Below are 26,440 nucleotides of genomic sequence, written 5' to 3'. Positions count from 1 at the left end.
ATGATCTCATTGTAAATATAACTCTCAAAATCTCTTTTTTCTCTCGTCAGATACAGAAATTCCTGTATCTCATAAAGGGCCAGTTCGACTTGCAATACCAAACCAATTAGTTCCAGTTGTTCGGCTTCAAGATGCAGTAGCCTATAATACGCTTTTGAATTCGACATATCTCTAAACGACATCTGGCATGGTAGTTAGACGTTGATCCTTTCAAATCGTCACCAAAAAGTTGGGTAAATACTGCATGTTTCATTTTAGATCTGCAATTCCAACACCCAAGCGTCCCTTTCCGACACTTCAGCAACCTCATCTTTCGGTTCAGCGGCTTTTGTAGCATCTTTACGGAACAATGGAAAAACTGAACGACAGATGGTTGCGCCTGATCGGCATCCTGGTGGTATCGGTGGTGGCTACTTTCGTTTTTTACCAGCCCGACAATGGCCCCGAAGACATCACCTGGTTGCAGGCCCTGCTGATTAGTCTGATCGAGTGGACGGTTTTGCTGGAAGTGAACCGGCAGGGAATCCTGCTGGCCCGCCGGAAGTTTCCCCGGCTTAACCAGACTACGAAGCGGATTCTGCTGGAACTGAGCTGGTTTGTAGGCGCTACGATTATTCAGCGGGTGACGGTGACGTATCTCTACGATGTGACCCAATTCTGGGGCTATCCCTTGCCGGGCGGAACCTACTGGGTGACAACCCTGGTCTCGTTTTTATTCACCCTGCCGATTGCCGCCCTGTATGAGGGGCAGCACCTCTACCGCCAGTGGTGGACGACCTATTACGAAGCCGAGCAACTCAAAAAAGAAAACCTGCAAAGCCAGCTCGATTCGCTCAAGGCGCAGATTAATCCGCATTTTCTGTTCAATAGCCTCAGTACGCTGTCGTCGCTGGTGACCGAAGATGCCAAACAGGCGGAGCGGTTTATTGAAGAACTGGCGTCGGTGTATCGCTACGTGCTGCAAACCAACGAGCAACTGCTGACGAGCTTGGACCATGAATTAACCTTTATTCGGGCGTATTTCAATTTGCTGCAAATGCGTTTTGGCCGCAGTGTCGAACTCGACATAACCGTCGAAGAGCGGTATCTCGACTTTCTCGTGCCACCGCTGACGCTACAACTGCTGGTGGAAAACGCCGTGAAGCACAATGTTGCGTTGCCCACCAAACCGCTACTGATCCGGATTTATACCGATGAAGCACAGAACTTGTTTGTGGTCAATAGTTTACAAAAGAAACAGAATGTGATTCCTTCAAACCGTACGGGTTTGGCAAACATCACAACCAAATACCGGCTCCTGAAACAACCGGAGGTGGTGGTTCGTCAAACCGATGACTGTTTTCAGGTCATGATTCCCTTGATTGAAGTGACTGCTTATGACTATTCTCATCGTTGAAGACGAAGAAGCCACCGCCCGGAAACTCCGTCGGCTGGTGCAGGAAGTTGAACCCGACGCGACCGTGGCCGGGATGACGGTCAGCGTGGACGAGTCGGTGGAGTGGCTGCAAACCCACCCCAAACCGGATCTGATTCTGATGGATATCGAACTGGCCGACGGCCAGAGTTTTGAAATCTTTAACCGGGTGTCGGTTTCGAGTCCGGTCATTTTCGTGACGGCCTACGACGAATACGCCATGAAAGCGTTCAAAGTCAACAGCATCGATTACCTGCTGAAACCGGTCAAGGAAGACGACCTGCGGAGCGCCCTGACGAAACTGCGGACGATGAAAGAGGCTTTTCTCGAACAGCCCGACGGCCTGAAAACCTCGCTGGACAAGCTGCTGCGGAAGTTGGCGACCTCGTCGTCTACGGAAGAGCGTCCCGCATCAGCCGAACCCGCGTATCGCGACCGGTTTTTGGTCAAGCAGGGCCAACGGCTTTTTTCGGTTCCCCTGTCAGACGTGGCCTACATTTTCACCCGAAACAAGTTGTCGTTCCTCAAAACCCGCGACGAACACGAATGGATGATCGACTATACGATGGACGAACTCTCGACCCTGCTCGACCCCAACCGGTTTTTTCGACTGAATCGCCAGATCATTGCCGAACTGCGGGCCATCGACAAAGTGAATCTCTATTTTAACGGAAAACTCAAAGTGAGCCTGCGCCCGGTTTTCGAGGAAGAAGTGATCGTCAGCCGGGAAAAAGCCGGGGAGTTTCGGATTTGGTTAGGGGAGTGAAATCCGACGCTTCGGAGGCAAAACTCAACGATTCGGTGGCCACTGCGTTGGGGCAACGGCTTTTTTCAGGCAGTTTTGTGTCGCTAAAACGAACAACAAATGCGATGAAAAACAGCCTGTTACTACTTTCAGTCTTCCTCATTCAATGTTCAGTGGCGATGGCCCAGATGCTTACGCCGGAACAACTTCGCACCGACTTCATCCGTTTCCAAACGGTCCTCAATGAAGCCCATCCGGCCCCATACCAGTATACACCGAAAACCACGTTCGACTCCCTTTTTACGGCAACGGAAGCTCAGTTCAATCGTCCAATGACGCAGCAGGCGTTTTACAAAACGATGATTCCTCTGCTGGTAGCGCTGAAAGATGGCCACGTCAAATGGATTCCGGCGGGTCAGGATGAACACTATCCGTTTCATACCGGTAAGCTGTTTCCGCTGAAACTGTATATGGTAGAAAACAGAGCCTGGGTGGTGGGAAGTTACGGAAGTGAAACCGTCCCGAACGGGGTGGAACTGACCCGGATCAATGGAAAATCCGTCGCGGACATTATTCAAAAGCTGTTGCCCAACATGACCTTTGCGGATGGACATACCGTCAACGGGAAATACGAAGACCTGAATCAGTTTTTTGCCGGTTATTATGCTACGTTTATCGCATCGCCGGATATTCATGAGGTTCGGTATCGGGCTGGAAATGAGGAAAAAACGGCATCACTTTCATCCGTAACGCTTGAGCAAATCAAAGCATACAACGAAAAACAAAAACCCGCCAGACAGCGGCCTTTCCGGCTGGCATTGATCGAAAACGGGACTACGGCGGTGATGACCATCGAGCGGTTTTGGGACGACAAAAAAGAGCAGGACTACCGGGCCTTTCTGAAAGATTCGTTCCGGGAACTGAAGGAAAAGCAGGTGCAGAATCTGGTGCTCGATTTGCGAAACAATGAAGGGGGAGAAGAGAAATACGGCATTACTCTGTACCAATACCTGACCGAAAAACCGTTCCGCTATTACGATCACATCCGTGTTCGGCAAAAGAAAAATTACTCGTTTCCGGCCTGGATGCCAGCGATGTACCGGAAATTCAAGTGGCTCGTTGTCCGGAAGCGGGGTGATGGATATGTGTTTACCAAACAGCCTGGTCTGAAAATCCAGAAGCCGAAGCGCGATGCTTTTCACGGCAGGCTGCTGGTGCTGGTCAATGGCTTGAGCTTTTCGGTAACCACGGAGTTGGCAGCTCGGATGCACGCCGACAAACGAGCGGTTTTTGTCGGACAGGAAACCGGGGGCGGCTATGCGGGCGACAACAGCGGGATTTTTACGGTTACCCAACTGCCGAATTCCAAAATCGATCTCGGCATCGGCATGTTCGGCTACCGCATGGCAAATCTGCCGAACGACCTCAAACCCGGACAGGGAATCATCCCGGATCACACCGTTGTGCCAACCATAGACGATGTGTTAACGAACAACGACCGCGCGATGAAGCAGGCTCTCGAACGCCTTCAGAACACGCCCGCACCTGCTATCAGAAGCAGCAGTTCCCATTAAGAACCGCTCCGCTTAACCGCCGGGCGGCCCCGTCCCTTTTCCTCCGCTCGACTCTGCGAAACAACGCTTGGCTCAATAACTCGTATCCTCCAGCTTCACTTTCCCCCGAAATGTCCAGAAAACGAAAACCGTATAGGTCAGTACGAGGGGCATGCCGATGACGGCAAAGAGCAGCATCGTCCGCAAAGAACTGTCCGTCGAAGCAGCTTCGTAGATGCTGATGTTCCCGCGCACGTCGTAATTGGACAGCACCAGATTGGGATACAAACCGGATGCAAACAGCACCAGCAGCAGGGCCGTAGTGACGGCCGACGAAATGAAGCCCCGCAAATACCGCCGTTTTTCGATCATCCGGCGCATGTTCAGCACGATCAGCACTGCACTGACCGGCAAGGCGAACAAAACGGGGTATTTGTGGAAAATGGCGGCCATGTGCGGTACGTAGATGAGCGTGGCCATGGACGACGTGATGAAGCAGAGAATGAAAAATTTACTGGTCTGGTTGATCAGAATCGTCATTTTGGCGTACAGCCGGTCTTCGGTTTTCATGGCGAGATACATGGCCCCGTGCAGCATGAACAGCGACAGAACCGTCACCGAAATCAGCAGGGCATAGGGGTTGAAGAAGTCCCGCAGGCGTCCGACAAACTGGTAGTCTTTGTCAAGTGGAATGCCCTGAATCAGGTTGCCCAGAATCAGCCCGAACAGCAACGCAATGGTGCTGCTCGACAGACAGTAGCACACATCCCACAGTGCGCGCCACCAGGTCATTTCTTCCTTGCTCCGAAACTCAATCGAAATGGCGCGGAAAATAATGGCGACCAGCAGCAGGATAAACGGCAGGTAAAAAACCGACAGGAGGGTTCCATACACCAGCGGAAAGGCCGCAAACAGCGCTCCAGCGCCAATCACGAGCCAGACTTCGTTGCCATCCCAAACCGGGCCGATGGCGTTCAGGGCAATCCGGCGGCTTTGCTCTTTCCGAAAAAACAGGTGCAAGGCCCCCGCACCCAGATCGAAACCGTCGAGAATACCGTACCCGCTGATGAGCGCACCAATCAGCAAAAACCACCAGGTGGGAAGGTCGAGACCGAGGATTGTGTCCATGACTTTTTAACGATGAATTATGAATGATGAACGATGAATGGTTTAGCTTTAGGGAGTATCCACCGTCTCTATCCTGATTATGAAAAAAGTTAATATCGTTCGTGAAAATAGTTTTCAGTTTGCCATCCGCGCCATCCGCCTGTTTCAATACATTACGAAGAGTAAACAGGAATATGTTTTGAGCAAGCAGTTGCTTCTTTCCGGCACTTCCATTGGTGCTAATGTTCGTGAAGCCGATAATGCAGTTAGTAAGGCTGATTTTATCAACAAAATGGGTATTGCACAAAAGGAATGCGATGAAGTTATGTATTGGCTCGAGTTGTTAAAAGCGACTGATTATCTGAATGATGCGGAGTTTACTAGTGTTTACAATGATGCCAACAGCTTGTTAAAGTTAATCCGCACTATTATTCTTAACACAAAGAGAAACCTCGCAAGCTGAACATTCATCGTTCATCATCCATCATCCATCATTCATAATTCAAATCTTGAGCTTGGCGTTTCCGGGTCTTCCGGGCCGATGTCAGGGCCGTGCTGAATTTTTTTGTTCAAAAGGTAAATGAATAAAACGAACAGGATGACGTAAACCAGCGTGAACAGAATGAGCGAAATCAGGACGTGTTCGGCTTTGACGGCCTGCGAAAGCGCGTCGGAGGTTCGCAGCAGGCCGTATACCACCCACGGTTGCCGACCGACTTCGGCCGTGTACCAGCCGACCTGGTTGGCAATCTGGGGCAGCAGAACCGAGCCGACGAAAACACCCATCAGCCACCGGTTCTGGAATAGTTTTTTTCGATAAAGCAGAAAAATCGCCAGCCAGCACAAACCAATCAGTGTCATGCCGATGGCGACCATCAGGTGATAGGTCTGAAACACAAAGTTGATGGCTCCCGGGCGGTTCTCGGGTTTGAAACTGTTCAGACCGGGAATGGGTTTTTTGAAATCCTGGTGAACCAGAAACGACAAACCGCCCGGTATTTTCAACCCGGTTACGGTTTGGTTTTTGGCGTCGACCCAGCCCAGCAGGTACATATCGGCGGGGGCGGTTTCAAAATGCCCTTCGATTGCGGCCAGTTTGGCGGGCTGGTATTTCGTGATCACTTCCGCCGATTTGTGACCCGTAAACAGTTGCCCCAGCGACGACACGGCAGCTACCCACAAGGCAATCTTAAAGGCTTTTTGCGAGTGAATCAGATACTTCCGTTTCAGAATATACCACGCACTGACGCTCAGTACCAGAAACGACCCGGCCAGAAAAGCGCCGATCAGAACGTGCGAATACCGCTCGATGGACGACGGATTGAAAACCATCTCCCAGAAGTCGGTCACCACGGCGCGGGCTTTCAGGCCTTCGCCTTCGATGCGGTAGCCCGTCGGTGTTTGCTGCCACGAGTTGGCGACCACAATCCAGAGGGCCGAAAACATGGAGCCCAGGGCCACCAGAACCGTCGACAGAAAGTGAACGCGTGGGCTGACGCGGTTCCAGCCGAAAATTAAAATCCCCAGAAAGGCGGATTCGAGGGCAAAGGCAAAAATGCCCTCGGCGGCCAGGGCGCTACCGAAAATATCGCCGACGTAACGGGAGTAGACCGCCCAGTTGGTGCCGAACTCGAACTCCATCACAATGCCGGTGGCAACACCGATACCAAAAATGAGGGCGAAAATCCGGACCCAAAACCGGGTCAGTTCTTCATACACCTTGTCTTTGGTCTTCAAATACAGGCCTTCCATGAACACCAGGCACACGCCAAGGCCGATGCTCAGGGGCGGATATATGTAATGGAAAGCAATCGTGAAGGCGAACTGGATGCGGGAGAGTATTTCAACATGGTCCATAGCCGGTGGAGATGGGAATGGGGGCAAGTTACTACGGAACGGGACACGAAATAATGGTTTTGAACAAGATTTTCGAGTGTGTGATAAAAAGAGTTATTTCGCAGAGTTTATCAGCGAACATCAGAGTTACGCAGCGTTTTTTCTCTGATAAACCGCCGGGCGGCCCCGTTTGATTCCCTCTGGTAAACTCTGTGAAATAACCCCTTAAACTCATGCGCCCCTACATTCTTGCTGAAGCCAACTGGAAACACATTCACGACCAACCGATCGACCTCGTCATTCTGCCGTGGGGGGCTACGGAAGCCCACAACTACCACTTGCCGTATGCGACGGACGTGATTGAAGCCGACACGATTGCGGCTGAGTCGGCACGGCTGGCGTGGGAGCAGGGCGCGAAAGTCATGGTTTTGCCCACCATTCCATTTGGCGTCAACACCGGGCAGACCGATATTTTACTCGATATCAACCTGTATCCGAGTACCCAGAAAGCCATTCTGAACGACATCATCGAAGTGCTGAACCGGCAGGGAATTTACAAGCTCCTAATTCTGAACAGCCACGGCGGGAATGATTTCAAAACCATGCTGCGCGAACTGGGCGTTCACTATCCGAACATGTTCCTGACCACCTGCTCGTGGTTTAACGCCCTCGATAAATCGAAGTATTTCGACGAACCCCAAGGTGACCATGCCGACGAAATGGAGACGAGCCTGTTGCTGCACCTCCGTCCTGATCTGGTCTTGCCGCTGGATGAAGCCGGTGACGGAGCGGCCAAAAAATGGAAAGTTCAGGCGCTGCGCGAAGGCTGGGCGTGGGCCGAACGCAAGTGGTCGCAGGTGACGGAAGACACCGGGATTGGCAATCCGAAACGGGCTACGGCGGAAAAAGGTAGACGGTATTTTGAGGACGTCACCCAAAAACTGAGCGGTTTTCTGGTCGAACTGGCGAACCTGGACGTGAAGGCGTTGTATGAGTGATGGGGTGTCTCTGTCCCGCAATCAGCGGAATGAGTCGCGTATTGGGAAACGTTCTTTTTTCATGGAAATAAGGGATTTGAGGTCTACCAACGGAATTGCTGAATATACAACCGGAATACACTATTTTTGCTTCCCTGCCCCTTTGCCAGACAGAAATGTTCGGGTTTGGTTTAGGGTAAAAAAAGACGTTACTTTCCCTTTTGTAACGTAAGCAGTCCATTGCTTTAACCACTGAAACTTTACCTATTCGATGAATCCCATTCTACGATGGTTCAACCGTGGAACCGCCCTCCTGCTGCTGGCAGGAACGCTACCGGTTTGGGCCCAATCCGTTGACGAATCCCTGACGCTGCTTCCCACCGACCGATTATCGGCTGTGCCCGCCAACTGGAAACCGGCGGCTTCCATTCTGGTAAATCCCCTCCGAGCGGATCAGAAAACGAAGGCCGGGAGCGGTATTTTGGTCGGAACGCCCGGTCAGCCGCTCACCTTGCTGACCAATGCCAACGACGTTCGGCTGGTGATGGACGTGATGCTTTCGCCGGGTGCGGAGGCCACCCTGTCGTTTGGCGGCACGGGCATTCACCTGGCCGACCATTGGGGAAAACCGGAGGTCAACACCACAACCTTTGGTGCCATTGAAGGCAGCACCCTATTGCCCTTACAGAATGCCGGAAAAGCGCCGGGTTTGTGGCAGCAGCTTGAAATTCTGCTTCAGGGCGAAGGCAAAGGCCCGGCCACGCTGGAGAAAATGACGCTCAACGGCACGCTGATTCAGGAAAGTCTGGTGCTGCCGAAAGCCACCAGCGGAAAACCCGGTACGGTGAGTCTGAACGTTACAAACGGTACGGTGGCGGTTCGGAATATTGGGTATCAGCTCATTACGGATCGTCCGGTGGCAAAACTGACCAACATCCGCTACAAACTATACGAGAACAAAACGGAAACGGTTTCGCAGGCCGAGTTAGCCAATCTGAGACTGGTCAAGGAAGATACGGTTTCGGCCCTGACCTACGAGGTTTCCTACGGTCAGCCGCGCTGGCACGGTATTGTTTACACGGGTGATCTGGTGGTCGACAAAACCGGCCCCTACACCATCGCCTTGCAGCAGGGCGGTTTTGCTTCCCTGCAAATCGACGGCAAGGAAATTATTGCCAACAAGCGGCTCGATCTGGGCTACATGAACACGGCCAAAATTAACCTGACGGCGGGGAAACATCCCTTCACACTGTTTTTCGGTCGGTCGTGGCCCCGGCCGGGTCTGGGTTTTTTCATCTCGGCTCCCGACACCAAGTTTCAGGCGCTACACCCCCGGGCCTCGTTGCCCGAACCCGATCCCGTTGGCGAAATTGCGGTAGAACCCGGCACCAAACCGGCGGTGATCCGATCCTTCGTCAATTTTGGTTCCAAAAAGAAAACCCATTGCCTCTCCGTAGGCAGCCCGTCGGGGCTGAACTACACCGTCGATCTGAACCAGGGCGCATTGCTGCAGGTCTGGCGCGGGCAGTTTGCCGACGTAACCGACATGTGGTATGAACGCGGAGAACCGCAATTGCTGAAACCGCTGGGAACAGTAGCGGTTTTGTCGGCACAAAGTCCGCTGGCGCTGATGGCCAACGCGAACCAGTACTGGCCCGATAGCTTGCCCGACAATGAATGGAAATACACCGGTTTGTTAATGGATAAACAGGGTAATCCCATTCCTCAGTATCGCATGCGGGATCTGGACGTCACCGATGCGGTTTTGCCCGATGCCGACGGCAAATCCATCACGCGGACGCTGAGCGTGAAAGGGCCGGACAACGAGTCGCTCTACTGTCGGCTGGCGGTTGGGGCGTCGCTGGACGAAGTGGCGAAGGGGTTGTATTCGGTCGATGGAAAGTATTACATCCGGATCGATCCGAAGCTCAAACCGACGATACGAACCAGTTCCGGGCGGCAGGAATTGCTGATGCCGGTTCCCATGAAAGGCGGTTCGGCAACGGTTCAGTATTCGCTCTTGTGGTGATTCGTTATGGAGAACCGCATCACCTGGGCCGACTTCGAAAAGGTGGAGATCGTAACCGGAACCATCGTGGCCGTTGACGCTTTTCCGGAAGCCCGCAAACCGGCCTACAAACTCACCATTGACTTCGGCGCAAAAGGCATCAAGCGATCCTCTGCGCAGTTAACCCAATTGTATAAAGTCGAGGATTTGCCTGGTATGCAGGTCGTTGCGGTTATCAACTTTCCGCCCAAACAGATCGCGACCTTCAAAAGTGAATGCCTGGTTTTGGGTGCCATTGGCCCCGACGGGGAAGTAACTTTACTGCAAACCGAACGCAAAACTGAAAATGGCTCCCGAATTGCCTAGTATTAAAGACCATGAAAAACAGACTCTCGTTTCTCTTTCTCTCTCTTTTTATTTCCGCGTTTGCCGTGGCCCAGCGCCCGTTGACGGAAGATGATTATTACCGGCTCATCACCATTCCCATGCCTGAAGGGGTGCAACTGGAAGTGGGTGGAATGGCCGTGCTGCCCGACGGTCGGCTGGGCGTTTCGACGCGCCGGGGCGAAGTATGGTTCATCAGCAATCCGTATATGAAAGGAAGCCGCCAGCCGCAGTTCAAGCGGTTTGCCTACGGCCTGCACGAACCGCTCGGACTGGCGTATCACAAAGGTGCCATTTACGCCACGCAACGCGGTGAACTGACCAAAATGATCGATACGGATGGTGACGATGAAGCCAACGAATACCAGTCGATTGTGAAGTGGCCACTGTCCGGCAATTACCACGAATATTCGTACGGGCCGGTTTTTCTGCCGGATGGTGATATGCTCATTACGCTCAACCTCGGCTGGATAGGCAAGGGAGCCAGCCTGGCCAAATGGCGGGGATGGATGCTGAAAGTCAATGAAAAAGGCGAGATAAAACCGTTTGCCACCGGCCTGCGGTCGCCTTCCAGCTACCGGGCCTTGCGCGACGGCAGCATTTTTTACACCGAAAACCAGGGCGACTGGGTGGGTTCTGGCCGGATGACGCACCTCGAACTGGGCGATTTTGCCGGGAATCCCGAGGGGCTGAAGTGGACCTCCGAACCGAATTCTCCGCTGAAACTGAAGCTGGAAGATGTGCCAAGTACGGGAAAACCGATGCACGAAATGGTGAAATCGATTCCGCATCTGAAAGAACCGGCTATCTGGTTTCCGCATACCATGATGGGCATTTCGACCTCCGATATTCTGGAAGACACCACCGCCAACCGTTTTGGTCCCTTTGACGGGCAGTTGTTCGTGGGCGATCAGGGCCACAGCAAGGTGATGCGGGTTTTTCTTGAAAAAGTGGATGGGAAGTACCAGGGAGCCTGTTTTCCGTTCCGGTCGGGTTTTCAGTCCGGTATTTTGCGGATGGCCTGGGGGCTTGACGGTTCCATGTTTGTGGGGCAAACCAGCCGGGGCTGGTCGGCCACCGGCAAAGATCCGTTCGGGGTTCAGCGGTTGGTCTGGACGGGCCTAACACCGTTTGAAATGAAAGCGATCCGCTCGATGCCCGACGGTTTTGAGGTGGAATTCACGCAGCCGGTCGACAAGAAAACCGCCGAAGATCTGGCTTCCTACAGCCTGAGCAGCTTTACTTATAAATACCACAAAATCTACGGCAGTCCGGTCGAAGATCCGCGGCCTGTGCCCATCCGGGGCGTTGTGGTGTCGGACAATGGCCTGAAAGTGCGGATTGTGGCCGACACGGTGCTGCGCGAAGGCTATGTTCATGAGGTGAAAGCCGAGGGCATCAGGTCGAACAAAGGACTGGCGTTGCTGCATAACACCGGTTATTATACCCTCAACCACATTGCGCCCGGAACGAAGCTGACCATTGCCGCCCCCGCCAAGCACAACCACGCCGATATGACGATGGCTTCCACCAAAACCGCACCGGCGGTTGCAGGGGGGAAAGGAAAACCGGCGGCTGCGAGTGCCAAACGCGTGACCGAACAACCCGCCGACTGGACCAATGGCCCCGATCAGGTGATTACGATTGGTACCGTGCCGGGTCTGAAATTTGACAAGACGCAGGTCGAAGTGAAAGCGGGCAGCCGCATCCGGTGGGTGTTTAACAACAACGACGACATGCTGCACAACTGCGTGATCGTGAAACCGGCCACAGCCAACGCCGTCGGCGATGCCGCTTTGAAACTGAACCTGAACGGCTCCCGGATGCAGTATGTTCCGGTATCGCCGAACGTCTTGTTTCACACGAACCTGATGCAACCCGAAAGCTCGGAATCACTCTACTTTGTAGCGCCGACCACACCAGGTGATTACCAGTTCGTCTGCACCTTTCCCGGACACGCATCGCTCATGCAGGGCGTGATGAAAGTGGTGAAATAAGTATAAGAATTTTAATTATTTTTGTAGATAGGTGATTAGACGATGGGTTTAATCACCTATTTTTTCAGCTACTCACAGAAAAACGACGTTGGGAAAATCGCTACTTTTCAAATCCATTCAACGCTACTTTACGGCACTGGTTGGCGTGCCGGGGGAAACTACGCTGGAAAGCCGGATCTTTAATTCAATCTGTGTGGTGGGCATTGTGGCGATGCTCTACAATATTCCTTTCAACTATTTCATCGGACTGACCGAAGCGTCGCTGGTTTCTTTGCTGCTCTTTATAGCCTTTTCATTTCTCTATTATCTATCCCGGATAAAAAATAAATTCTACATCAGCGTGTCTCTGGGTGGTGTGTTTATTACGCTGCTTCTGGCGGGGAATTATTTTTTTAATGCAGGGGTTATTGGGCCTTCCATTCTCCTGTTCATGTATGTTTATTTCTTGTTAGCGATTGTTGCGCCGTCCCGGCAACACGCCTTCTGGTTTTGCTTTAATGTCGTTGTGGTATTTGGTCTTCTGGCGGTCGAATTTGTTTACCCTGCCAGTGTAGTCGGCGGCTATTCGAGTCGGCTGAACCATATCCTGGATGTGGGGTCGACGTATTTGGTAGGGGCGGTGCTGATTTATCTGGCGACTTATTTTTTCAAGAAAGCCTACCGGGCCGAACAGCGGCTGGTTGAAGAAAAATCCGTGGTGCTGGAACGACTCAACGCCGAAAAAAGCAAGCTTTTCTCCATCATTTCGCATGATTTGCGTTCGCCATTGGCGTCTGTTCAGCAATACATCGAAATCTTGCGAGAAACGGATCTGGACGATGCGCAAAAGAAACGGATCGAATCGGATTTGCTGGATGTGATTAACCACACCCAGGAGATGCTTTTTAACCTCCTGTCGTGGTCGACGACCCAGATGAACGGAACCAAAGTGGAGCTTACGCACGTCAATATTTCGACCGTTTTAAAACCCATCATTGAAATTTATAAACCGCTGGCTTTTAAAAAAGAAATCCAGTTAACGTATTCAATTCATACACCGTTCGAGGTCGTTGCCGATAGCAATATGTTGCAACTTATTGTTCGGAATTTAGTGGGAAATGCGATAAAGTTTACGCCTTCCGGAGGTTCGATTGTGGTTGAAGTCCTGGAATCCCAATCGAATTGTTTGATTGTTGTGAAAGACAATGGGGGCGGAATAAAACCGGAAGATAAAGCAACTATATTTTCACTTAAATCCCGGGCAACCTTTGGCACCAACAATGAAAAAGGGGTAGGACTGGGCCTTTTTCTCTGTAAAGAATACGCAGAAGTTCAGCAGGGAAAGCTTTGGTTTGAAAGCGAACCGGGGGAAGGAACCACGTTTTATCTGTCGTTACCCTTGGTTCGTTTACCCGAAACCGTACTGATTGGCAAAGCTGCTTAATCAGCACGGTTTCGGGTGATTATCAGACTCAATACCCCACCGTAAACCGCTGACGAATGTGTGCGGGCTCGTCCAGTTCATCGAGCATTGCAACGGCCAGATCTCCGACGGAGATTTTACTTACCCCGTTTTCGTCAAACACAGGCTGGTTGGTTCCCCGGCGGAATTGCCCGGTACGCTCACCGGGTTCTAGCAAAATGGCCGGGCTGATAAACGTCCAGTCCAGGTCTTCTTCTTTTTTCAGCGTGTTCAGGTAGTCGCGGGCGGCCAGTGCTCCCGGTTTCCATTCGGCCGGAAACTGGGGGGTGTCGATCAATTGAACGCCCGGCGCTATTTCCAGACTACCGGCTCCGCCCACCACCAGCAGGCGTTTTACACCGGCTTTTTTTGTGCCGTTTTGAATCGCCAGCGAACCGGCCAGGTATTCGTTGTAGAGGTTGGGGTTTTGCCAGCCCGCATTGTACGCACTCACGACCGCATCATGGCCGGCCACGAGCCCGGCTACCTCGGCTTCATTCAGCACATCGCCTTTTACGACCGTTAACTGTGGGTTTTCTACCGTCATTTTCTCCGGATGACGGACAATCGCCGTTACGGCATAGCCGCGGTGCAAAGCTTCTTTCAACAGGGCTGAACCTACGAAGCCTGTGGCTCCAATCAAGACAATTTTCATGGTTTTTTATAATTAGTTTATGGGTAAATTTTAACTGTAATTTATTTTATTACAGTTTAGTTCAAAAAAAATTAGTCAAACTGGTTGGTAAAATCGGCCAGGGTTGTTTGGTTAAGCCGCGCAATGAGGGCTTTTTCCGCATCCAAAAAAAGAGTGTCCAGATGGGTATTAATCTGACGGCCCACCGCGCAATCGGGGTTCGGGCTGTTTCGGTTTTGCCCCAGCAGGGGCGTTTGTCGAACAGCCTCGTAAATCGCCGACAGCAGGATTTTGTCCGCCGGTTTGGCTAAACTGCTGCCGCCATTTTTGCCTTCCTTGCTGACAATGAGCCCCTTCTTTCGTAAATTGCTGATCTCTTTCCGAACCAAAACCGGGTTGATGTTGACGCTGCCAGCCATAAAGTCAGACGACAGCAGTTCCCCATTGGCCCTCGTCAGGAGGGTCATGATGTGGATGGCAATCGAAAACCGGCTGTTGTTCATTCTGTAATAAAATTTATTACAGTACAAAGGTAATCGTATTTCAAGGTGAAATCAAGGCGTGGTCGAAAAATTTACGTTCGTTTGCCTAAAAATTGAGTGGTATCCCGAATTTGTGCGTTAATTCACTATGCGATTCTTTTCTGTACTTCTGTTCTGCACGCTCGTAGTAGGGGTTGCCTGTGCGCAACGCCCTGCCGATTCCACCTTTTACCGGCCCGGTGCTGCGGTTCCGGCCTATCTGAAACCCATCGAGCGGTCGTATGGATCGTATTTCTACGGGGGCAAGCGATTGCGGTCGCCGAATTCGCTGGAGATTCCCTTCAATGAATTGAATGATCCCATCGTCAACCGTCATTTCCGAACCTACCGGACGTTTGTGCTGGCCGGACAGGTCGTTGCGCTGGTTCCGCTGGTCTACGTTTTAACCCGTACCAAGGGCACCTACACCCGTTCGGGCGACTACTGGGCTGTGTATTTTGGCTCGATCGGTGCCACGCTGGGGTTAAGCATCATTGGCAATGCCCAGGCTCGCAAGGCGGTGACGCAATACAACCGGGCGTTGGCCGCTGCCCGCTTCGGGTTTTCGGCGCAACCCCTCCCCGGCACAACCCAAACCGCCTTTGGCGTGAGCCTGGCCCGACGATTATGAAAAACAGGCCTTCAGACGACGAGGACGCCGGTTTTTCCTTTCGGGAACTGTTTTCGGAAGACGAAACCCGGGAGTTCTATCAGCCGGTGCGGCAGTTGCCGACGCGCCAGATTGCGTTCTGGTCGCTGGGCTTGTCTTTACTGCTGGCGGGGGCGTTGGTGCTTTCTTCGCTGAACGAACGCAGTCGTCCGGTTCTGCGTCAAAAGGCGGTTCCGCGTTCCGGCAAAAAATCATTTTTAAACCCCGTAAAACGCCGTAAAATCGACGCGGTGGTGTATCTTCGTTTGTATTCCCGTTTACTAAACTCATCGACTTACTGAATGAAAAACTGTACACTTTCGGGTATTCTCCTTCTTTTTTCGCTTGGTTTACAGGCCCAGACCACCGTCAACCGCGATCCTGCCATTGCCCAACTCGTGGCCGACGTGTCGGCGGATAGTTTGCGGGCGCACGTTACCAATCTGGTCAGTTTCGGAACGCGGCATACGATGAGCAGCGCGACGCCCAAACGCGGGTTGAGCGCGGCCCGGCAGTGGACACTGGGCAAGTTTCAACACTACGCCAAACAGTCGGGCGGACGGCTGACGGCCCAGATCGATAGCTGGACCCTGCAACCGGACGGACGGCGGATCGATGCCGTGACGCAAATGGGCAACGTAATGGCGACGCTCAAAGGCACCGACCCGAACGACGACCGGATTTTTCTGGTGAGCGGTCACATCGACAGCCGTGTCAGTGACGTCATGAACCGCACTGCCGATGCGCCGGGGGCCAACGACGACGGTTCGGGAACGGCCGCCGTGATCGAACTCTGCCGCGTGATGAGCAAAGTGCCGTTTCCGGCCACCATCATTTTTGTGGCCGTTTGCGGGGAGGAGCAGGGATTGTTGGGTGCCAATCACCTGGCGCAACGGGCAAAAGATGAAAAATGGAACCTGGAAGCGTTGCTGAACAACGACATCATGGGGTCGAACCACAGCCCCGACACGCACATCACCGACAACACGCGCGTCCGGGTGTTCAGCGAGGGCTTGCCCGGTTATCAGACGGATTCGCTGGCGGCCAACATCCGGCAGTATGGCCTGGAAAACGACGGAAAATCGCGGCAACTGGCCCGGTATACCAAAGAAGTGGGTGAGCGGTATGTCGATCAGCTGGAGGTGGTGATGGTGTATCGCAACGACCGGTTTTTGCGCGGGGGCGACCACACGCCGTTTGTCACACGCGGTTTTCCGGCGGTCCGGATTACGGAGATGAACGAAAATTTTGCCCACCAGCACCAGGATCTGCGCACGCAGGACGGTGTGGAATACGGCGATTACGTGAAGTTTATGGATTTCGATTACCTGCGGAAAAATACCGCCATGAACCTGGCCGTGCTGGCCAATCTGGCCAAAGCGCCGTCGATGCCCCAGAACGTTACGGTGGAAGCCCGGAGTCTGACCAACTCCACGAGTCTGTTCTGGCAGGCCCCCAAAGCCGGAAATTCGGCCAGCCGGAAAATAAAAGGGTATTATGTACTGATGCGCGAAACCCACTGGCCGTTCTGGCAAAAAAAGTTTTATACGGAAAAAGTCGGACTGACGCTTCCCTATTCAAAGGATAATTATTTCTTTGCCGTTCAGGCCGTTAGCGAAGACGGGAACGAGAGTTTGCCGGTGATTCCACGCCCGGGTTTGCGGTAATTAATGCTGAAGTTTTACGCCCTGACGCAACGTTTTAGGCCTATTTTGCGTAGGGTAGAAGAGAAAACACCGGCTTTTTATCCGGAAATTTACAACCTGACATTTTTTTTTGTAGATTTCGTTTCCAACGGTCATCTCATCCAGTCACACTAAACTAGTATTTCACAAAAACCTGAAAATTATGAAGCGATTACTTTATTTGATCTGCGTGGTGGTGTTTGCGGCTGGCCTGAGTTCGTGTAATAAAGACGATGATCCGGCACCAGATCCAGTGGTAGGATCTTGGAAGTTGGATCGAATTAGAACAAGCGGATTTACAGGTGCGTTTGCAACGGCAGGTTACAATGGGGATAATGATCCCGTTGTATTCGACTATCAGGATAGCTTTATCACGAAAACTGATAAAACATTTACGGGTTCTGTCCGTACTTCTGGTCGTGTACTCGATTACAAGGGAAACTGGACTTTTACGAATAATGAATTGTCCCTGAAAGACGATCAGGGCAATGAAGATATATATACGTTAGATGCGGCTGTCACACCGAACCAACTCCTTTCCAAAGCGGTATCTATCAGTGACTCTTTGACGAATCCGTCCACGAATGTGGTACAACCGGTTACGTATACCATTCAATTTGTGTATACAAAGCAGTAATTTAATCCCGTTCTTGAAACCTCCAATGCTTTCAGTGTTGGAGGTTTTTTTATGAATAAAAGTTATTTCGCGGAGGAAATTAGAAAAAACAAGCTCTGCGTATCTCTGATTTCCTCCGCCAAACCCCGCGAAATGATTTTCATTGAATCTAGCTGGGCGTGTACTCCAGCAACTGATTATCCTGATTGATAAAATCGGCTTTTTCGTTCTGGCTGGTACCTGGGGTCGATTTCTCAGGCAACTATCCAAAACCGGGTGACGGCAAACTGTTTTAAGGTATGTCCAGCGTATCCACATTGTCCGGATGAAGTCGCCGGGGCGGATTTCTTCTGAGCTTTCTGGCCACCTTTCGCCAGGGTAGTGGGGCCACCGGATAGGATCGACCTTTTGGTATATTGTTGATAATCAAGGCGATTGTCAGCAGGATCAGAACGCCGGTCATGACGGGGGCCACGGTATATCCAAATCCTAAACTTTTGATTTTTTCTGAACCAATGTTGGCGATCAGTGCCGTGGCTCCGGCCGGCGGATGCATGGTTTTGGTGATCTGCATACCCACAATGGATAGCGAAACGGCCAGAGCGGATGCCAGCCAAATCTGGTCGGGAACCAGCTTCTGAATGGCAACGCCAATCAGGGAAGCCAGCAAATGTCCTCCGACCAGGTTTCGGGGTTGCGCCAGAGGGCTATGGGTTGTTCCGAAAATTAAGACGCACGAAGCCCCGAAAGAACCGATAAGAAACACATCATCCTGCGGGGTAAATCGGGATTGCTGAATCAAACCCAGGGATGCGATGGCCGTAAAAGCACCCAGAAAAGTCCAGAAATGATCGACGGGTGACAGAATCGTTTGACGGTAGAGGACGTAACGGGCAATGCGATAACGACGCTTAAATCTTTTTTTCACAAACGGAAGAGTACGTACGAGGCTCGCCTGAAGGCAGGGCCTAAAAAATCAGGATACAAATATCGTCACCAGACCTGACATCGCGCAAGTCTGGTGATACTTTCAGGATAAAAACGCGACCATCAGATCGATTTCCAGCACCCTGGCAATTTTCAACAAGGTGCCAATGGTTACCTGTTGTCCCTTTTTTTCATACTTATTGACGGTAGAGATCGACACGCCCAGTTTCATCGCCAGATCGCTCTGGGTGAGATCGGCTTTTAAGCGGGCTTCCCGAATCAGGTTCCCCACCTGTTGCAAGGAGGGTTCCTGATCGGTTGCTTTTACCAGGATGGAAGTGGAATGAACCAGGGTACTTCGTTTTTTCGGGTGATTCGGATGCACGTTTCAGAAGTGGATTGTTCCCGCGCCGGGGGTCATTAAAGTGATAAATCACCAGCGGCTTCGGGCTGGTACAAAATGGCGTCGATCTGGATTTTGACTGTTCGGGCCGGGGTTGAAAAACTGATTAAATCACCTTTTTTACAGCCCAGCAAAGCGGTTGCCAGCGGGGCAAAGATCGAAATCTGGCGCTGGGAAATATTCGCCTGTTCGGGATACACCAGCCGGATGTTCAGCGTATTCTGGTTGTCGAGATACCGGATTTTTACCAGGGAGTTCATGGTCACCACATCCGCCGGGATGTCGGAGGGCTCCAGTAGCGTGGCCTGGCTCACGCCCAGCAGCAAGGTTCGGATGTGTTTAAAAGAAGCGGTCGGATCGGATTTGGCTTGCACCACCCGATCGATCAGTCGTTGATAATCCAGCGTATTGATGATTAAATTCTTCATGTCTTAACCGGTTTTAAGGCGTTGAAAGAATCGTTTCATCCGGCCCGGCACCTGTCTGTTAATTGAGGTGCCAGGATTTCGGATCACGATCCCGGAGGTTTACGTTATACAGGGTGCTGAGAATAAGCAGTCCCATGATGATCGCCACTGCCACCTGTAAAGTGGAGTTGGCATAAAAGTGAAGGGCTTCGGTATGGGATTTCTTCCTGAACTCCTGCCCGACAACCGACTGAATGCGGGCCAGATCATGCAGATGGGTAACGCCCTGCTGAAAGAGAACCGCCCCATGTCCGTGGAAGGCGTTACGGGCTGCTTCGGTTTGGCCGGAAGTCCACTGGCGCAAAATGGTCTGCTCCAGTTGTTTGTAGTCGGACAGCACGGTTTTGATCGCCAGCAAACTCGTTTTTTCGTCAGCCACCAGACTCGTCTTCCCGAATTGGTCGATGAGTTGCTGAATCCCGGTATCATACTGTTTTAGCTTTTCCCGGATGATTGTGGGAGAGCCGGTATGGTGCGAAATCAGCACGGTTTCCAGCAAATGCCGCCGGGCGTGAAATTTTTCACTCAGATACACCATGTCGACGGCGGGTTCCAGGCGGTCGGCATATACCGAACCCAGCGCCTGATCCATCTCCCGCATCGTACTGCGCATACTCAGCGACGTAAGTATGACCACCACCATGACGGGCAAAAGCAACAGTGTTGCCTTGATTTTTTGCTGAGTGATTCCGGATCTGTTCATACGTACGCCCTTTCCTTTAAAAAGTTGCTTCTTAATTTTTACAACTGTAAATTTACAACTGTAAAAATGGAAAACAAATAAAATGACGTATATCAGCGCACAGCCCCAACTGACCAATTCCTGGGACGACATCTGCTATCCGGTGCAGCCCGTCTGGTTAACCGACCTATTGCCAGACTACGACATTGTGGCAACCGATCGGCAGCAATTGATTGTCGGGCAGGTGAAGGGGGGACGGAATACCATCTTTGGCATTCAGAGTGCCGATTATTCCATTATTCCCAATGCGGTGATTCGGGAAGTGGTGGATGCCCTCATTCCGCAGTATACGCTCCTGATCAAGTATACGCCAACCGGAGAGTTCAACATCAACATTGTGCTGCCGGAGGTGTTTGTGCTGGGCGGGGAGCCACTGCAACGCTGTCTGATCTTAACCAACAGCTACAACGGAAAAACGCCTTTCAGCATTCAGGGGCAATCCCTTATGGCCCTGCTGGACCCGATGGTAGCCCTGCGCAGCAGCATGTTCCGAAAGCTGTGTCAGAACGGTTTGCTGGGCTGGGCCGATCACTTCGATCAGGTGTCGAGCTACCAGACCTGGCTGGGGCAGTGGTCGGGAGAAAGCGCCAAGGGGCGTTCGTCCAAAAACCGCCCGACCGAAAACCGATCCGACCGGCCCGGTCCGGCCATCCGCAAAATCCACCACAGCCAGCTCACCATCGACGTCTTTCGGCAGCACCTGCATAACCTGCTGGTCGACCACCTCAAACCGGAGCTGACGCTGACCACCACGGTCTATTCGCAGTTGCAGCAAACGGAAATACCGGGCCGACCCAATGAAATCGTACGGGAGTTGCCCATTCCGGTTCAACTCGCCAAACAGGCCTACGAGCGTCTGCGGACGGAAGAGCAGTTGCTCCATACGGGTCCATCGCTGTGGTTGTTGTACAATGCCGTCAATTATGCCTTATTCACCAGCCGCAGTAGCCTGACCCTCAACGACCGTTACCGGCTGGACGAACGGGTATTTCATCACCTGGCCACGCGGGCCTATGCCTGAACAGGTTGAAAATCAAGAAAATGGTTTCGGGCGTGATCCCGGCAAGATTCATTTAAAGTACGAGTTATGATGAAACGTGTGGCAGTTTTGACATCCGGCGGAGATGCGCCCGGGATGAATGCCTGCATCCGGGCGGTGGTCCGGGGAGCAGCCTACCATGGCATTGAAGTAATCGGCATCCGCCGGGGCTACAGCGGATTGATTCTGGGGGATGGTATTCCGCTGAGTTCGTCGACCGTCAGCAACATCATTCAACGCGGTGGAACCATCCTCAAATCGGCCCGCAGTCCTGAATTCAGGACGGTTGAAGGCCGGCAAAAGGCGTACGATTACCTCACGCATCGGGCGGTCGACGGCCTGATCGTCATTGGTGGAAACGGCACCTTCAGAGGAGCCCTGCAATTCGTCGACGAGTTTTCGTTTCCCGTTATTGGCGTGCCCGGGACCATCGATAATGACCTGTTTGGTACGGATTATACCATTGGGTATGATACCGCAGTGAACACCGCTGTGGAAGCTATCGACAAAATTCGTGACACCGCGGATTCGCACGAGCGCATCTTTCTGATTGAAGTCATGGGCCGCGATTCGGGCTACATTGCCATTCAGTCGGGCATTGCGGGGGGCGCCGAGCGGGTGCTGCTTCCGGAAACCGGGGTATCGGCTGCGGAGCTCATTGAAGGACTCCAGCAGGGCCGGAATGGCTCCCAGTCGTCTGCCATCCTGGTTCTGGCCGAAGGGGAGGGAAGAGGGACGGCAACAGTGGTCGCTGAACAAATCAAGAAACAGTCCGGTACTGAATTGGATTTGCGGGTGACGACCCTGGGACACATCCAGCGTGGAGGGGCTCCAAGTGCCTGCGATCGGATTCTGGCGAGCCGGTTGGGGCTGGGCGCCGTGGAAGGTCTGTTGAAAGGTAAAAAGAATGTGATGGTGGGAGTGGTAAATAACAATCTGGTATACAGCGATTTGTGGGGGTCTGTTTCCCGTTCCAAACCCATTCACGGAGAGTTGTTACGGTTAGTTACGATCCTGAATGGTTCGGCACCACCTGACGCTCCTGACTGAAACGAAACACCGACGGGTTTTAAGAACCGGTCGGTATAAAATTGGGGAGGGCTGTAAAGGCAACCAGCGAAAGTCCTGCCGGTGGATCAGTAGATTTTACTGGGAATGATACCGAATTTATTTTTGAAGGCCCGACCAAAATAATTGGGGTCGTTAAAGCCAACCTCGAAGGCCGCTTCGGTCACGCTCATACCACCTTCGAGCAGCTGCCGGGCCAGCCCCAGTCGATAATCGTTCAGGTACTCTTTCGTACTCAGGCCGGTGAGGGTTTTCAGTTTTGTATGAAGCTGCGACCGGCTGCAATTCATTTGCCTGGCCAGTTCATCGGCGGTTACCTCTTTATTTTTATACTGCTGGTTCACCAGGGCTGCAAACTTCAGCACAAACTCCTGGTCTTTGTTCCGCCGGGGCAGGGCACTGCGTAATGAACCCGTCAGACTGTCTGTTAATTTAGTTTTCAGCAACGATACGGTTTTCAACTGATTGCCAATGATCAAATCCAGTTCTTTCAGACTAAACGGTTTGCCGATGTATCCGTCTGCACCATTGTTCAGACCCTCGATGATTTTTCGGTCATCTTCATCGTCCAGCAATAGAATAACCGGAATGTGCTGAGTCTGAGGGTTTCTTTTTAGCACCAGGCAGACGCTCCGATGTTCTTTATCGTGTATATCGCTATCGCACAGAATAATTTCAGGCAGCATCGTTTCGGCTTTCTTCAGGGCTTCGTTGAAGGTGTTTGCCACGCTAATGCGGTAAATTTCCCCGTAATGGCGTTTCAGAAACTGAGCCAGCTCTTTCGAGCGTTCGATAATCAGCAGATTGGGTTTGCCGTTCAGTAACGATTCATCCGCCGGCGGGCTAAACCACTCCCCGTCCGGCAGCAGACTTACCTCCGGCGAATCCACAATATGCTGGCTAATGGAATGCTGGAGTTTGGCACCCGGGGTGGTTTTGCTGACGGGTGTTTTCTGAATCGGAATCTGGAGCGAAAGCCGGCTCCGGTTGTTGGCGTCGAAAACAGATACCCGGCCCGCCTGTAATTTTAGCAGGCTGAAAGCCAGAAGGATACCGATGTTGAGGGCGTTGTCCTGCCCAAAAATTTCTTCAGCGTTTCCGGCATATTGATAGCTGGTTTCGATACTGGTCAAAAGTTCCGGTTGCCCCTCGAAGGTAAAGGTCAACCACAACTGGGCCGGTTCACCTTCCGTCGTGTTCACAACCTCAACGTCGAAGTTCAGTTCGTCCCCTTCGGTCAACTGGTCGATCAGGTAAAAGAACACATTGCTAATGATCATTTCCAGCTTTCCGGCATCGAAGGAGGCCATCAGATAGGGGGGCGAAAACGTAAGCCGCTTCTGAATCTGCCTTGCCCGCAGCAACGGATCGAATCCTTTCAGGGTTTCTTTGATAAAAGCAATAACATCGGCGTCGGTGCAGTGAATTTTCTGGATTTCGTGGCCCGTTTTCCGGAGTTCCGTAATCTGGTCGATCAAGGCCTGCAACCGACGGGCGTTTTTCTTGATAACGCTGTAGTTCGTGGCCGAATCGGCCCGCCAAGCCTGATTATTTTGAATCAATTCGTCAATCTCCGCAATAATCAGCGTAATGGGTGTCTTGAATTCGTTTGAAAGAAACGTGAAGAAGTTCAGCTTCTGCTGGTTCAATTCCCGGCTTTTTTCCCGTTCTACCCGCTCTACCTGCACGGCCATTTTCTGGCGGTTCAGGTACGTAATGATTCGCCGGTAGACCACCAACAAACCAATGCCAAACAACGCGTAGAGCAAATAGGCATAGGTGGTACGCCAGAAGGGCGGTTTCACAATCAGCCGAATCGTCCGTTCGGTTGGCGACAAATCGCCGTTCGATTGAAAGGACCGGACATGGAACGTGTACTGACCGGGAGACAGATTGGTATAGGTCTGCGAGTTGACGGTGGTTTTTGGCCCCCAGCTTTTTTCAAAGCCTTCGAGGTAATAGGTGTAATAATTCGTCCGTTTCGAGAAATAATTGATGGCTACAAAATCCAGCGTAATTACATTTTGTGCGTAATTAAAGACCAGTTCGCTGGTTTCGTCAAGGCGTTTGGTGAGCATCAGTTCACCATCGGCGCGCACTTCTTTGTTGAATAGTTTCAGGTCCGTGAAATAAACCGGCGGGTCAAAAACCCGTTTCGTAATGTTATCGGGATTGAAATAACAAAGACCATCCACACTACCGAAATACAGATAACCCCGCTGGTCTTTCAAGGCCGATTTAAAATTGAACTGTGTAGCCTGAAGCCCGTTGCTGCCGTCGAAAACACGATGCGTTTGCTGGTCCGGCTTGTAGGACAGCAAACCGCTGTTGGTCGAAAACCAGTAGGTTCCGTGGTCATCCTCCAGCGTTTCATAGACGGTCTGGTTTAGCAGCTGCGCCTGTATCGGGTGGGGGATAAACTTTTTTTGCTGGTAATTCCATTGATAAACCCCCGCATTCAGGCTGCCGAACCACATATTATGGCCTGAATCTTCGTAAATGCTGATGATCTGATTGCCTCGCAAAACGGGCGTATTGCCAGCGTGGAAATGGGTCAATTGGTCAAGGAGGGGTTCGTATTGGTACACCCCCGAATTTTCGGTAGCAATCCAAATCCGGCCCGACGCATCGCCCAGGATATCAATGATAAACGGAGTGCCTAATGCATGGGGTTTGAACAGCCGGAAGGTGCCTGTTTTCTCATCAAAAATATCGACTCCCTTCGTCGTACCTACCCAAAGACGGCCCGTTTTGTCGTGGAACAGGGAATTGACAAAGTTGCTGGCCAGCGAGGTAGAGTCGTCCGAATTGTGGAGAAACACCCGTTTTTTTCCCGAAACCGGGTCGATGCGGTTTAACCCTCCCAGAAATGTCCCCACCCAGGCTGCCCCCGACTTATCGATCGAGATAGCGTGCACGTTATTGTCACTCAGTCCATTCGCCTGGTTGTGGTACGTGTAGCGGCCGGTAGCCCGATCCTGAATGCTAATGCCTCCGTCTTCAGTACCAATCCAGAGCCGTTCCTGCCCGTCGATGGCAAGCTGACTAATGGCCTTCCCCGCAATGGTTTGCCCGTCGGTGGCAGGAAACAGGTGCTCGAATGAAATCCCGACGGGTTTGGTGTAATTGACACCCCCAAAATAGGTACCCAGCCAAACCATTCCGTCCCGGCTGACGAAGCTTGAATACACCGCCCGGTCGGTTAGCCCGTAAGGCGAGGCCGTAAATGATTTATCATATCCCTGCACCATCCGGCGCTGACTGTCGATCATCATTACGCCCGATTCGCCACCAATCCACACATTGCCGGCCTGGTCTTCAGAAACCGTTCGCATGACCCGCACCCGGTCTTTGACCAGCCGAACGAACCAATCCATTGTCCTGAACGTCATCGTCTTTTCATCCAACTGCAACAGATTGGTTTCTGTATTGAGCCAGATAGCCCCCCGCCGGTCTTTGAAAAGTTTGTGGTCACGGAACGTAAATGCTTTTATGGGGTTTCCGCCTTCGATTGCCAGGGAGACAATGGTTTCACCGGCCCCGTTGATGACACAGGGCGTGTTGTTTTGCAAAATCAGAAAAGAACCTTTCCGGAATTCATGAATGGCATGGACATTCTGCGCCGGCAGAATGCGCCGGACTGACCCGTTTTTCGACAGAATATAGATTCCATCCCGGCAGCCAATCCACAGTTCGCCCGATGATACCCGCTGAATGACGGAAACATTTACCGGACTTTTCCCCAGCGACACCGGTACAAACTCATCTTTATCGAAAAGATAGCTAAACAGGCCACCAGCGGTTCCCACCCACAGTTCATCCCCAACCGCATACAGGCATCTGACACGTGTAGATTCAGTGTAGGGGTTGAAGGCATTCAGCGGGTAATTTTTGATCTGCTGGCTATCGTAACGACTAACGCCACCCCGCGTACCGAACCAAATAAAGCCTTTGTGGTCCTGGGTAATACTAAATACACTATTGTGCGACAAGCCCTGCTTGGATGTAAGTGCGTTAAAATAAAATTTTTGGGCCGTGCTCCTTGGAGAGCATAGTAGTAATAAACTGAAAATCAGGCTGGTGAATTTTATGGTGGGCAGCAGGAAATAGCCTTTTTTTTGCATTGACATACATTCAGCTAGATGTATTGTGATTCGCACAATTCTTCAGAATAGGATATTAACAGGCAAAAATTGAACAACTGTCCTGGTTAATTGATCAAAAGTA

The 26,440-nt window shown here is 51.9% G+C and carries 24 protein-coding genes; 15 read left to right on the top strand and 9 right to left on the bottom strand.

What is annotated here, in order from left to right; translation table 11 throughout:
- The first annotated feature begins 349 nt into the window (after positions 1-349).
- From FH871_RS20260 to FH871_RS20250, 3 genes are all read left to right on the top strand, one after another.
- Entirely contained in the window at positions 350-1,396 is a 1,047-nt protein-coding gene (locus FH871_RS20260; RefSeq protein WP_138993187.1) for a sensor histidine kinase, read from the top strand.
- Positions 1,377-2,180, top strand: coding sequence for a LytTR family DNA-binding domain-containing protein (locus FH871_RS20255; RefSeq protein WP_138993186.1), 804 nt, complete (start codon positions 1,377-1,379; stop codon positions 2,178-2,180). Before FH871_RS20260 ends, FH871_RS20255 begins: the two co-directional genes overlap by 20 nt.
- Positions 2,181-2,284: 104 nt before the next feature.
- Positions 2,285-3,733: a S41 family peptidase gene (locus FH871_RS20250; RefSeq protein WP_138993185.1), complete on the top strand. Its 1,449-nt coding sequence runs from the start codon at positions 2,285-2,287 to the stop codon at positions 3,731-3,733.
- Between the two features lie 72 nt (positions 3,734-3,805).
- Here the strand turns inward: FH871_RS20250 and cydB are convergent, their stop codons facing one another.
- Entirely contained in the window at positions 3,806-4,840 is a 1,035-nt protein-coding gene (gene cydB / locus FH871_RS20245; RefSeq protein WP_138993184.1) for a cytochrome d ubiquinol oxidase subunit II, read from the bottom strand.
- Between the two features lie 79 nt (positions 4,841-4,919).
- On the opposite strand from cydB, the gene FH871_RS20240 reads away from it, so the two are divergent.
- Positions 4,920-5,282: a four helix bundle protein gene (locus FH871_RS20240; protein WP_138993183.1), complete on the top strand. Its 363-nt coding sequence runs from the start codon at positions 4,920-4,922 to the stop codon at positions 5,280-5,282.
- A 32-nt stretch (positions 5,283-5,314) separates the two neighbouring features.
- On the opposite strand, the gene FH871_RS20235 is transcribed toward FH871_RS20240, so the two are convergent.
- Positions 5,315-6,676 carry a cytochrome ubiquinol oxidase subunit I gene (locus FH871_RS20235; RefSeq protein WP_138993182.1) on the bottom strand — a complete coding sequence of 454 codons (1,362 nt, stop codon included), beginning with the start codon at positions 6,674-6,676 and terminating at the stop codon, positions 5,315-5,317.
- A 212-nt stretch (positions 6,677-6,888) separates the two neighbouring features.
- On the opposite strand from FH871_RS20235, the gene FH871_RS20230 reads away from it, so the two are divergent.
- The 5 genes from FH871_RS20230 to FH871_RS20210 all read left to right on the top strand — a co-directional run bounded on the left by FH871_RS20230 (position 6,889) and on the right by FH871_RS20210 (position 13,444).
- A complete protein-coding gene (locus FH871_RS20230; RefSeq protein WP_138993181.1) occupies positions 6,889-7,653 on the top strand; it encodes a creatininase family protein in 765 nt (254 codons plus the stop codon).
- Between the two features lie 250 nt (positions 7,654-7,903).
- Positions 7,904-9,661, top strand: coding sequence for a hypothetical protein (locus FH871_RS20225; RefSeq protein WP_138993180.1), 1,758 nt, complete (start codon positions 7,904-7,906; stop codon positions 9,659-9,661).
- 6 nt (positions 9,662-9,667) lie between these two features.
- Positions 9,668-10,006: a tRNA-binding protein gene (locus FH871_RS20220; RefSeq protein WP_138993179.1), complete on the top strand. Its 339-nt coding sequence runs from the start codon at positions 9,668-9,670 to the stop codon at positions 10,004-10,006.
- An 11-nt stretch (positions 10,007-10,017) separates the two neighbouring features.
- Positions 10,018-12,021: a plastocyanin/azurin family copper-binding protein gene (locus tag FH871_RS20215; RefSeq protein WP_138993178.1), complete on the top strand. Its 2,004-nt coding sequence runs from the start codon at positions 10,018-10,020 to the stop codon at positions 12,019-12,021.
- Positions 12,022-12,109: 88 nt separating this feature from the next.
- Complete coding sequence (locus FH871_RS20210; RefSeq protein WP_138993177.1) at positions 12,110-13,444, top strand: sensor histidine kinase KdpD; 1,335 nt, start codon at positions 12,110-12,112, stop codon at positions 13,442-13,444.
- A 28-nt stretch (positions 13,445-13,472) separates the two neighbouring features.
- Here the strand turns inward: FH871_RS20210 and FH871_RS20205 are convergent, their stop codons facing one another.
- Both FH871_RS20205 and FH871_RS20200 read right to left on the bottom strand, forming a co-directional pair.
- A complete protein-coding gene (locus FH871_RS20205; RefSeq protein ID WP_138993176.1) occupies positions 13,473-14,117 on the bottom strand; it encodes an NAD(P)-dependent oxidoreductase in 645 nt (214 codons plus the stop codon).
- Positions 14,118-14,188: 71 nt separating this feature from the next.
- Positions 14,189-14,599: an Rrf2 family transcriptional regulator gene (locus FH871_RS20200; protein ID WP_138993175.1), complete on the bottom strand. Its 411-nt coding sequence runs from the start codon at positions 14,597-14,599 to the stop codon at positions 14,189-14,191.
- Between the two features lie 127 nt (positions 14,600-14,726).
- On the opposite strand from FH871_RS20200, the gene FH871_RS20195 reads away from it, so the two are divergent.
- From FH871_RS20195 to FH871_RS20180, 4 genes are all read left to right on the top strand, one after another.
- Complete coding sequence (locus FH871_RS20195) at positions 14,727-15,248, top strand: hypothetical protein (RefSeq protein ID WP_138993174.1); 522 nt, start codon at positions 14,727-14,729, stop codon at positions 15,246-15,248.
- Entirely contained in the window at positions 15,245-15,568 is a 324-nt protein-coding gene (locus tag FH871_RS20190) for a hypothetical protein (protein ID WP_138993173.1), read from the top strand. Before FH871_RS20195 ends, FH871_RS20190 begins: the two co-directional genes overlap by 4 nt.
- Complete coding sequence (locus tag FH871_RS20185) at positions 15,569-16,933, top strand: M28 family metallopeptidase (RefSeq protein ID WP_138993172.1); 1,365 nt, start codon at positions 15,569-15,571, stop codon at positions 16,931-16,933.
- A 181-nt stretch (positions 16,934-17,114) separates the two neighbouring features.
- Positions 17,115-17,588: a lipocalin family protein gene (locus FH871_RS20180; protein WP_138993171.1), complete on the top strand. Its 474-nt coding sequence runs from the start codon at positions 17,115-17,117 to the stop codon at positions 17,586-17,588.
- A 271-nt stretch (positions 17,589-17,859) separates the two neighbouring features.
- Here the strand turns inward: FH871_RS20180 and FH871_RS20175 are convergent, their stop codons facing one another.
- The 4 genes from FH871_RS20175 to FH871_RS20160 form a co-directional block, all read right to left on the bottom strand.
- On the bottom strand, positions 17,860-18,495 hold the full coding sequence (locus FH871_RS20175; protein WP_138993170.1) for an HPP family protein: 636 nt from the start codon (positions 18,493-18,495) through the stop codon (positions 17,860-17,862).
- Between the two features lie 102 nt (positions 18,496-18,597).
- On the bottom strand, positions 18,598-18,879 hold the full coding sequence (locus FH871_RS20170) for a helix-turn-helix domain-containing protein (protein WP_138993169.1): 282 nt from the start codon (positions 18,877-18,879) through the stop codon (positions 18,598-18,600).
- A 35-nt stretch (positions 18,880-18,914) separates the two neighbouring features.
- Positions 18,915-19,325: a GreA/GreB family elongation factor gene (locus FH871_RS20165; RefSeq protein ID WP_138993168.1), complete on the bottom strand. Its 411-nt coding sequence runs from the start codon at positions 19,323-19,325 to the stop codon at positions 18,915-18,917.
- A gap of 58 nt (positions 19,326-19,383) precedes the next feature.
- Positions 19,384-20,067, bottom strand: coding sequence for an MCP four helix bundle domain-containing protein (locus FH871_RS20160; RefSeq protein ID WP_171062900.1), 684 nt, complete (start codon positions 20,065-20,067; stop codon positions 19,384-19,386).
- A gap of 82 nt (positions 20,068-20,149) precedes the next feature.
- Here FH871_RS20160 and FH871_RS20155 point away from each other — a divergent pair, with 82 nt between their 5' ends.
- On the top strand, positions 20,150-21,127 hold the full coding sequence (locus tag FH871_RS20155) for a hypothetical protein (RefSeq protein ID WP_138993166.1): 978 nt from the start codon (positions 20,150-20,152) through the stop codon (positions 21,125-21,127).
- Between the two features lie 69 nt (positions 21,128-21,196).
- The gene (gene pfkA / locus FH871_RS20150) at positions 21,197-22,195 is read left to right on the top strand and encodes a 6-phosphofructokinase (RefSeq protein WP_138993357.1); all 999 of its coding nucleotides are present in this window, start codon (positions 21,197-21,199) and stop codon (positions 22,193-22,195) included.
- A gap of 86 nt (positions 22,196-22,281) precedes the next feature.
- Here the strand turns inward: pfkA and FH871_RS20145 are convergent, their stop codons facing one another.
- Positions 22,282-26,205, bottom strand: a complete 3,924-nt coding sequence (locus FH871_RS20145; protein ID WP_171062899.1) for a two-component regulator propeller domain-containing protein — start codon at positions 26,203-26,205, stop codon at positions 22,282-22,284.
- Positions 26,206-26,440: the final 235 nt, after the last annotated feature.

Origin of the sequence: Larkinella sp. C7 (assembly GCF_006149005.1) — a bacterium.
Classification (GTDB): domain Bacteria; phylum Bacteroidota; class Bacteroidia; order Cytophagales; family Spirosomataceae; genus Larkinella.
Note: the sequence above shows the minus strand (reverse complement) of the source record. Positions and strands in the feature narration are given on the sequence as shown.

Bases quoted from the DNA above. Each gene is read 5' to 3' on its own strand.
- FH871_RS20195 (WP_138993174.1), top strand. From the start codon at position 14,727: ATGCGATTCTTTTCTGTACTTCTGTTCTGCACGCTCGTAGTAGGGGTT.
- FH871_RS20165 (WP_138993168.1), bottom strand. From the start codon at position 19,325: ATGAAGAATTTAATCATCAATACGCTGGATTATCAACGACTGATCGAT.
- FH871_RS20185 (WP_138993172.1), top strand. From the start codon at position 15,569: ATGAAAAACTGTACACTTTCGGGTATTCTCCTTCTTTTTTCGCTTGGT.
- FH871_RS20180 (WP_138993171.1), top strand. From the start codon at position 17,115: ATGAAGCGATTACTTTATTTGATCTGCGTGGTGGTGTTTGCGGCTGGC.
- FH871_RS20230 (WP_138993181.1), top strand. From the start codon at position 6,889: ATGCGCCCCTACATTCTTGCTGAAGCCAACTGGAAACACATTCACGAC.
- FH871_RS20225 (WP_138993180.1), top strand. From the start codon at position 7,904: ATGAATCCCATTCTACGATGGTTCAACCGTGGAACCGCCCTCCTGCTG.
- FH871_RS20220 (WP_138993179.1), top strand. From the start codon at position 9,668: ATGGAGAACCGCATCACCTGGGCCGACTTCGAAAAGGTGGAGATCGTA.
- FH871_RS20235 (WP_138993182.1), bottom strand. From the start codon at position 6,676: ATGGACCATGTTGAAATACTCTCCCGCATCCAGTTCGCCTTCACGATT.
- FH871_RS20205 (WP_138993176.1), bottom strand. From the start codon at position 14,117: ATGAAAATTGTCTTGATTGGAGCCACAGGCTTCGTAGGTTCAGCCCTG.
- pfkA (WP_138993357.1), top strand. From the start codon at position 21,197: ATGAAACGTGTGGCAGTTTTGACATCCGGCGGAGATGCGCCCGGGATG.
- FH871_RS20155 (WP_138993166.1), top strand. From the start codon at position 20,150: ATGACGTATATCAGCGCACAGCCCCAACTGACCAATTCCTGGGACGAC.
- FH871_RS20250 (WP_138993185.1), top strand. From the start codon at position 2,285: ATGAAAAACAGCCTGTTACTACTTTCAGTCTTCCTCATTCAATGTTCA.
- FH871_RS20255 (WP_138993186.1), top strand. From the start codon at position 1,377: ATGACTATTCTCATCGTTGAAGACGAAGAAGCCACCGCCCGGAAACTC.
- FH871_RS20215 (WP_138993178.1), top strand. From the start codon at position 10,018: ATGAAAAACAGACTCTCGTTTCTCTTTCTCTCTCTTTTTATTTCCGCG.
- FH871_RS20260 (WP_138993187.1), top strand. From the start codon at position 350: ATGGAAAAACTGAACGACAGATGGTTGCGCCTGATCGGCATCCTGGTG.
- cydB (WP_138993184.1), bottom strand. From the start codon at position 4,840: ATGGACACAATCCTCGGTCTCGACCTTCCCACCTGGTGGTTTTTGCTG.
- FH871_RS20240 (WP_138993183.1), top strand. From the start codon at position 4,920: ATGAAAAAAGTTAATATCGTTCGTGAAAATAGTTTTCAGTTTGCCATC.
- FH871_RS20190 (WP_138993173.1), top strand. From the start codon at position 15,245: ATGAAAAACAGGCCTTCAGACGACGAGGACGCCGGTTTTTCCTTTCGG.
- FH871_RS20200 (WP_138993175.1), bottom strand. From the start codon at position 14,599: ATGAACAACAGCCGGTTTTCGATTGCCATCCACATCATGACCCTCCTG.
- FH871_RS20160 (WP_171062900.1), bottom strand. From the start codon at position 20,067: ATGAACAGATCCGGAATCACTCAGCAAAAAATCAAGGCAACACTGTTG.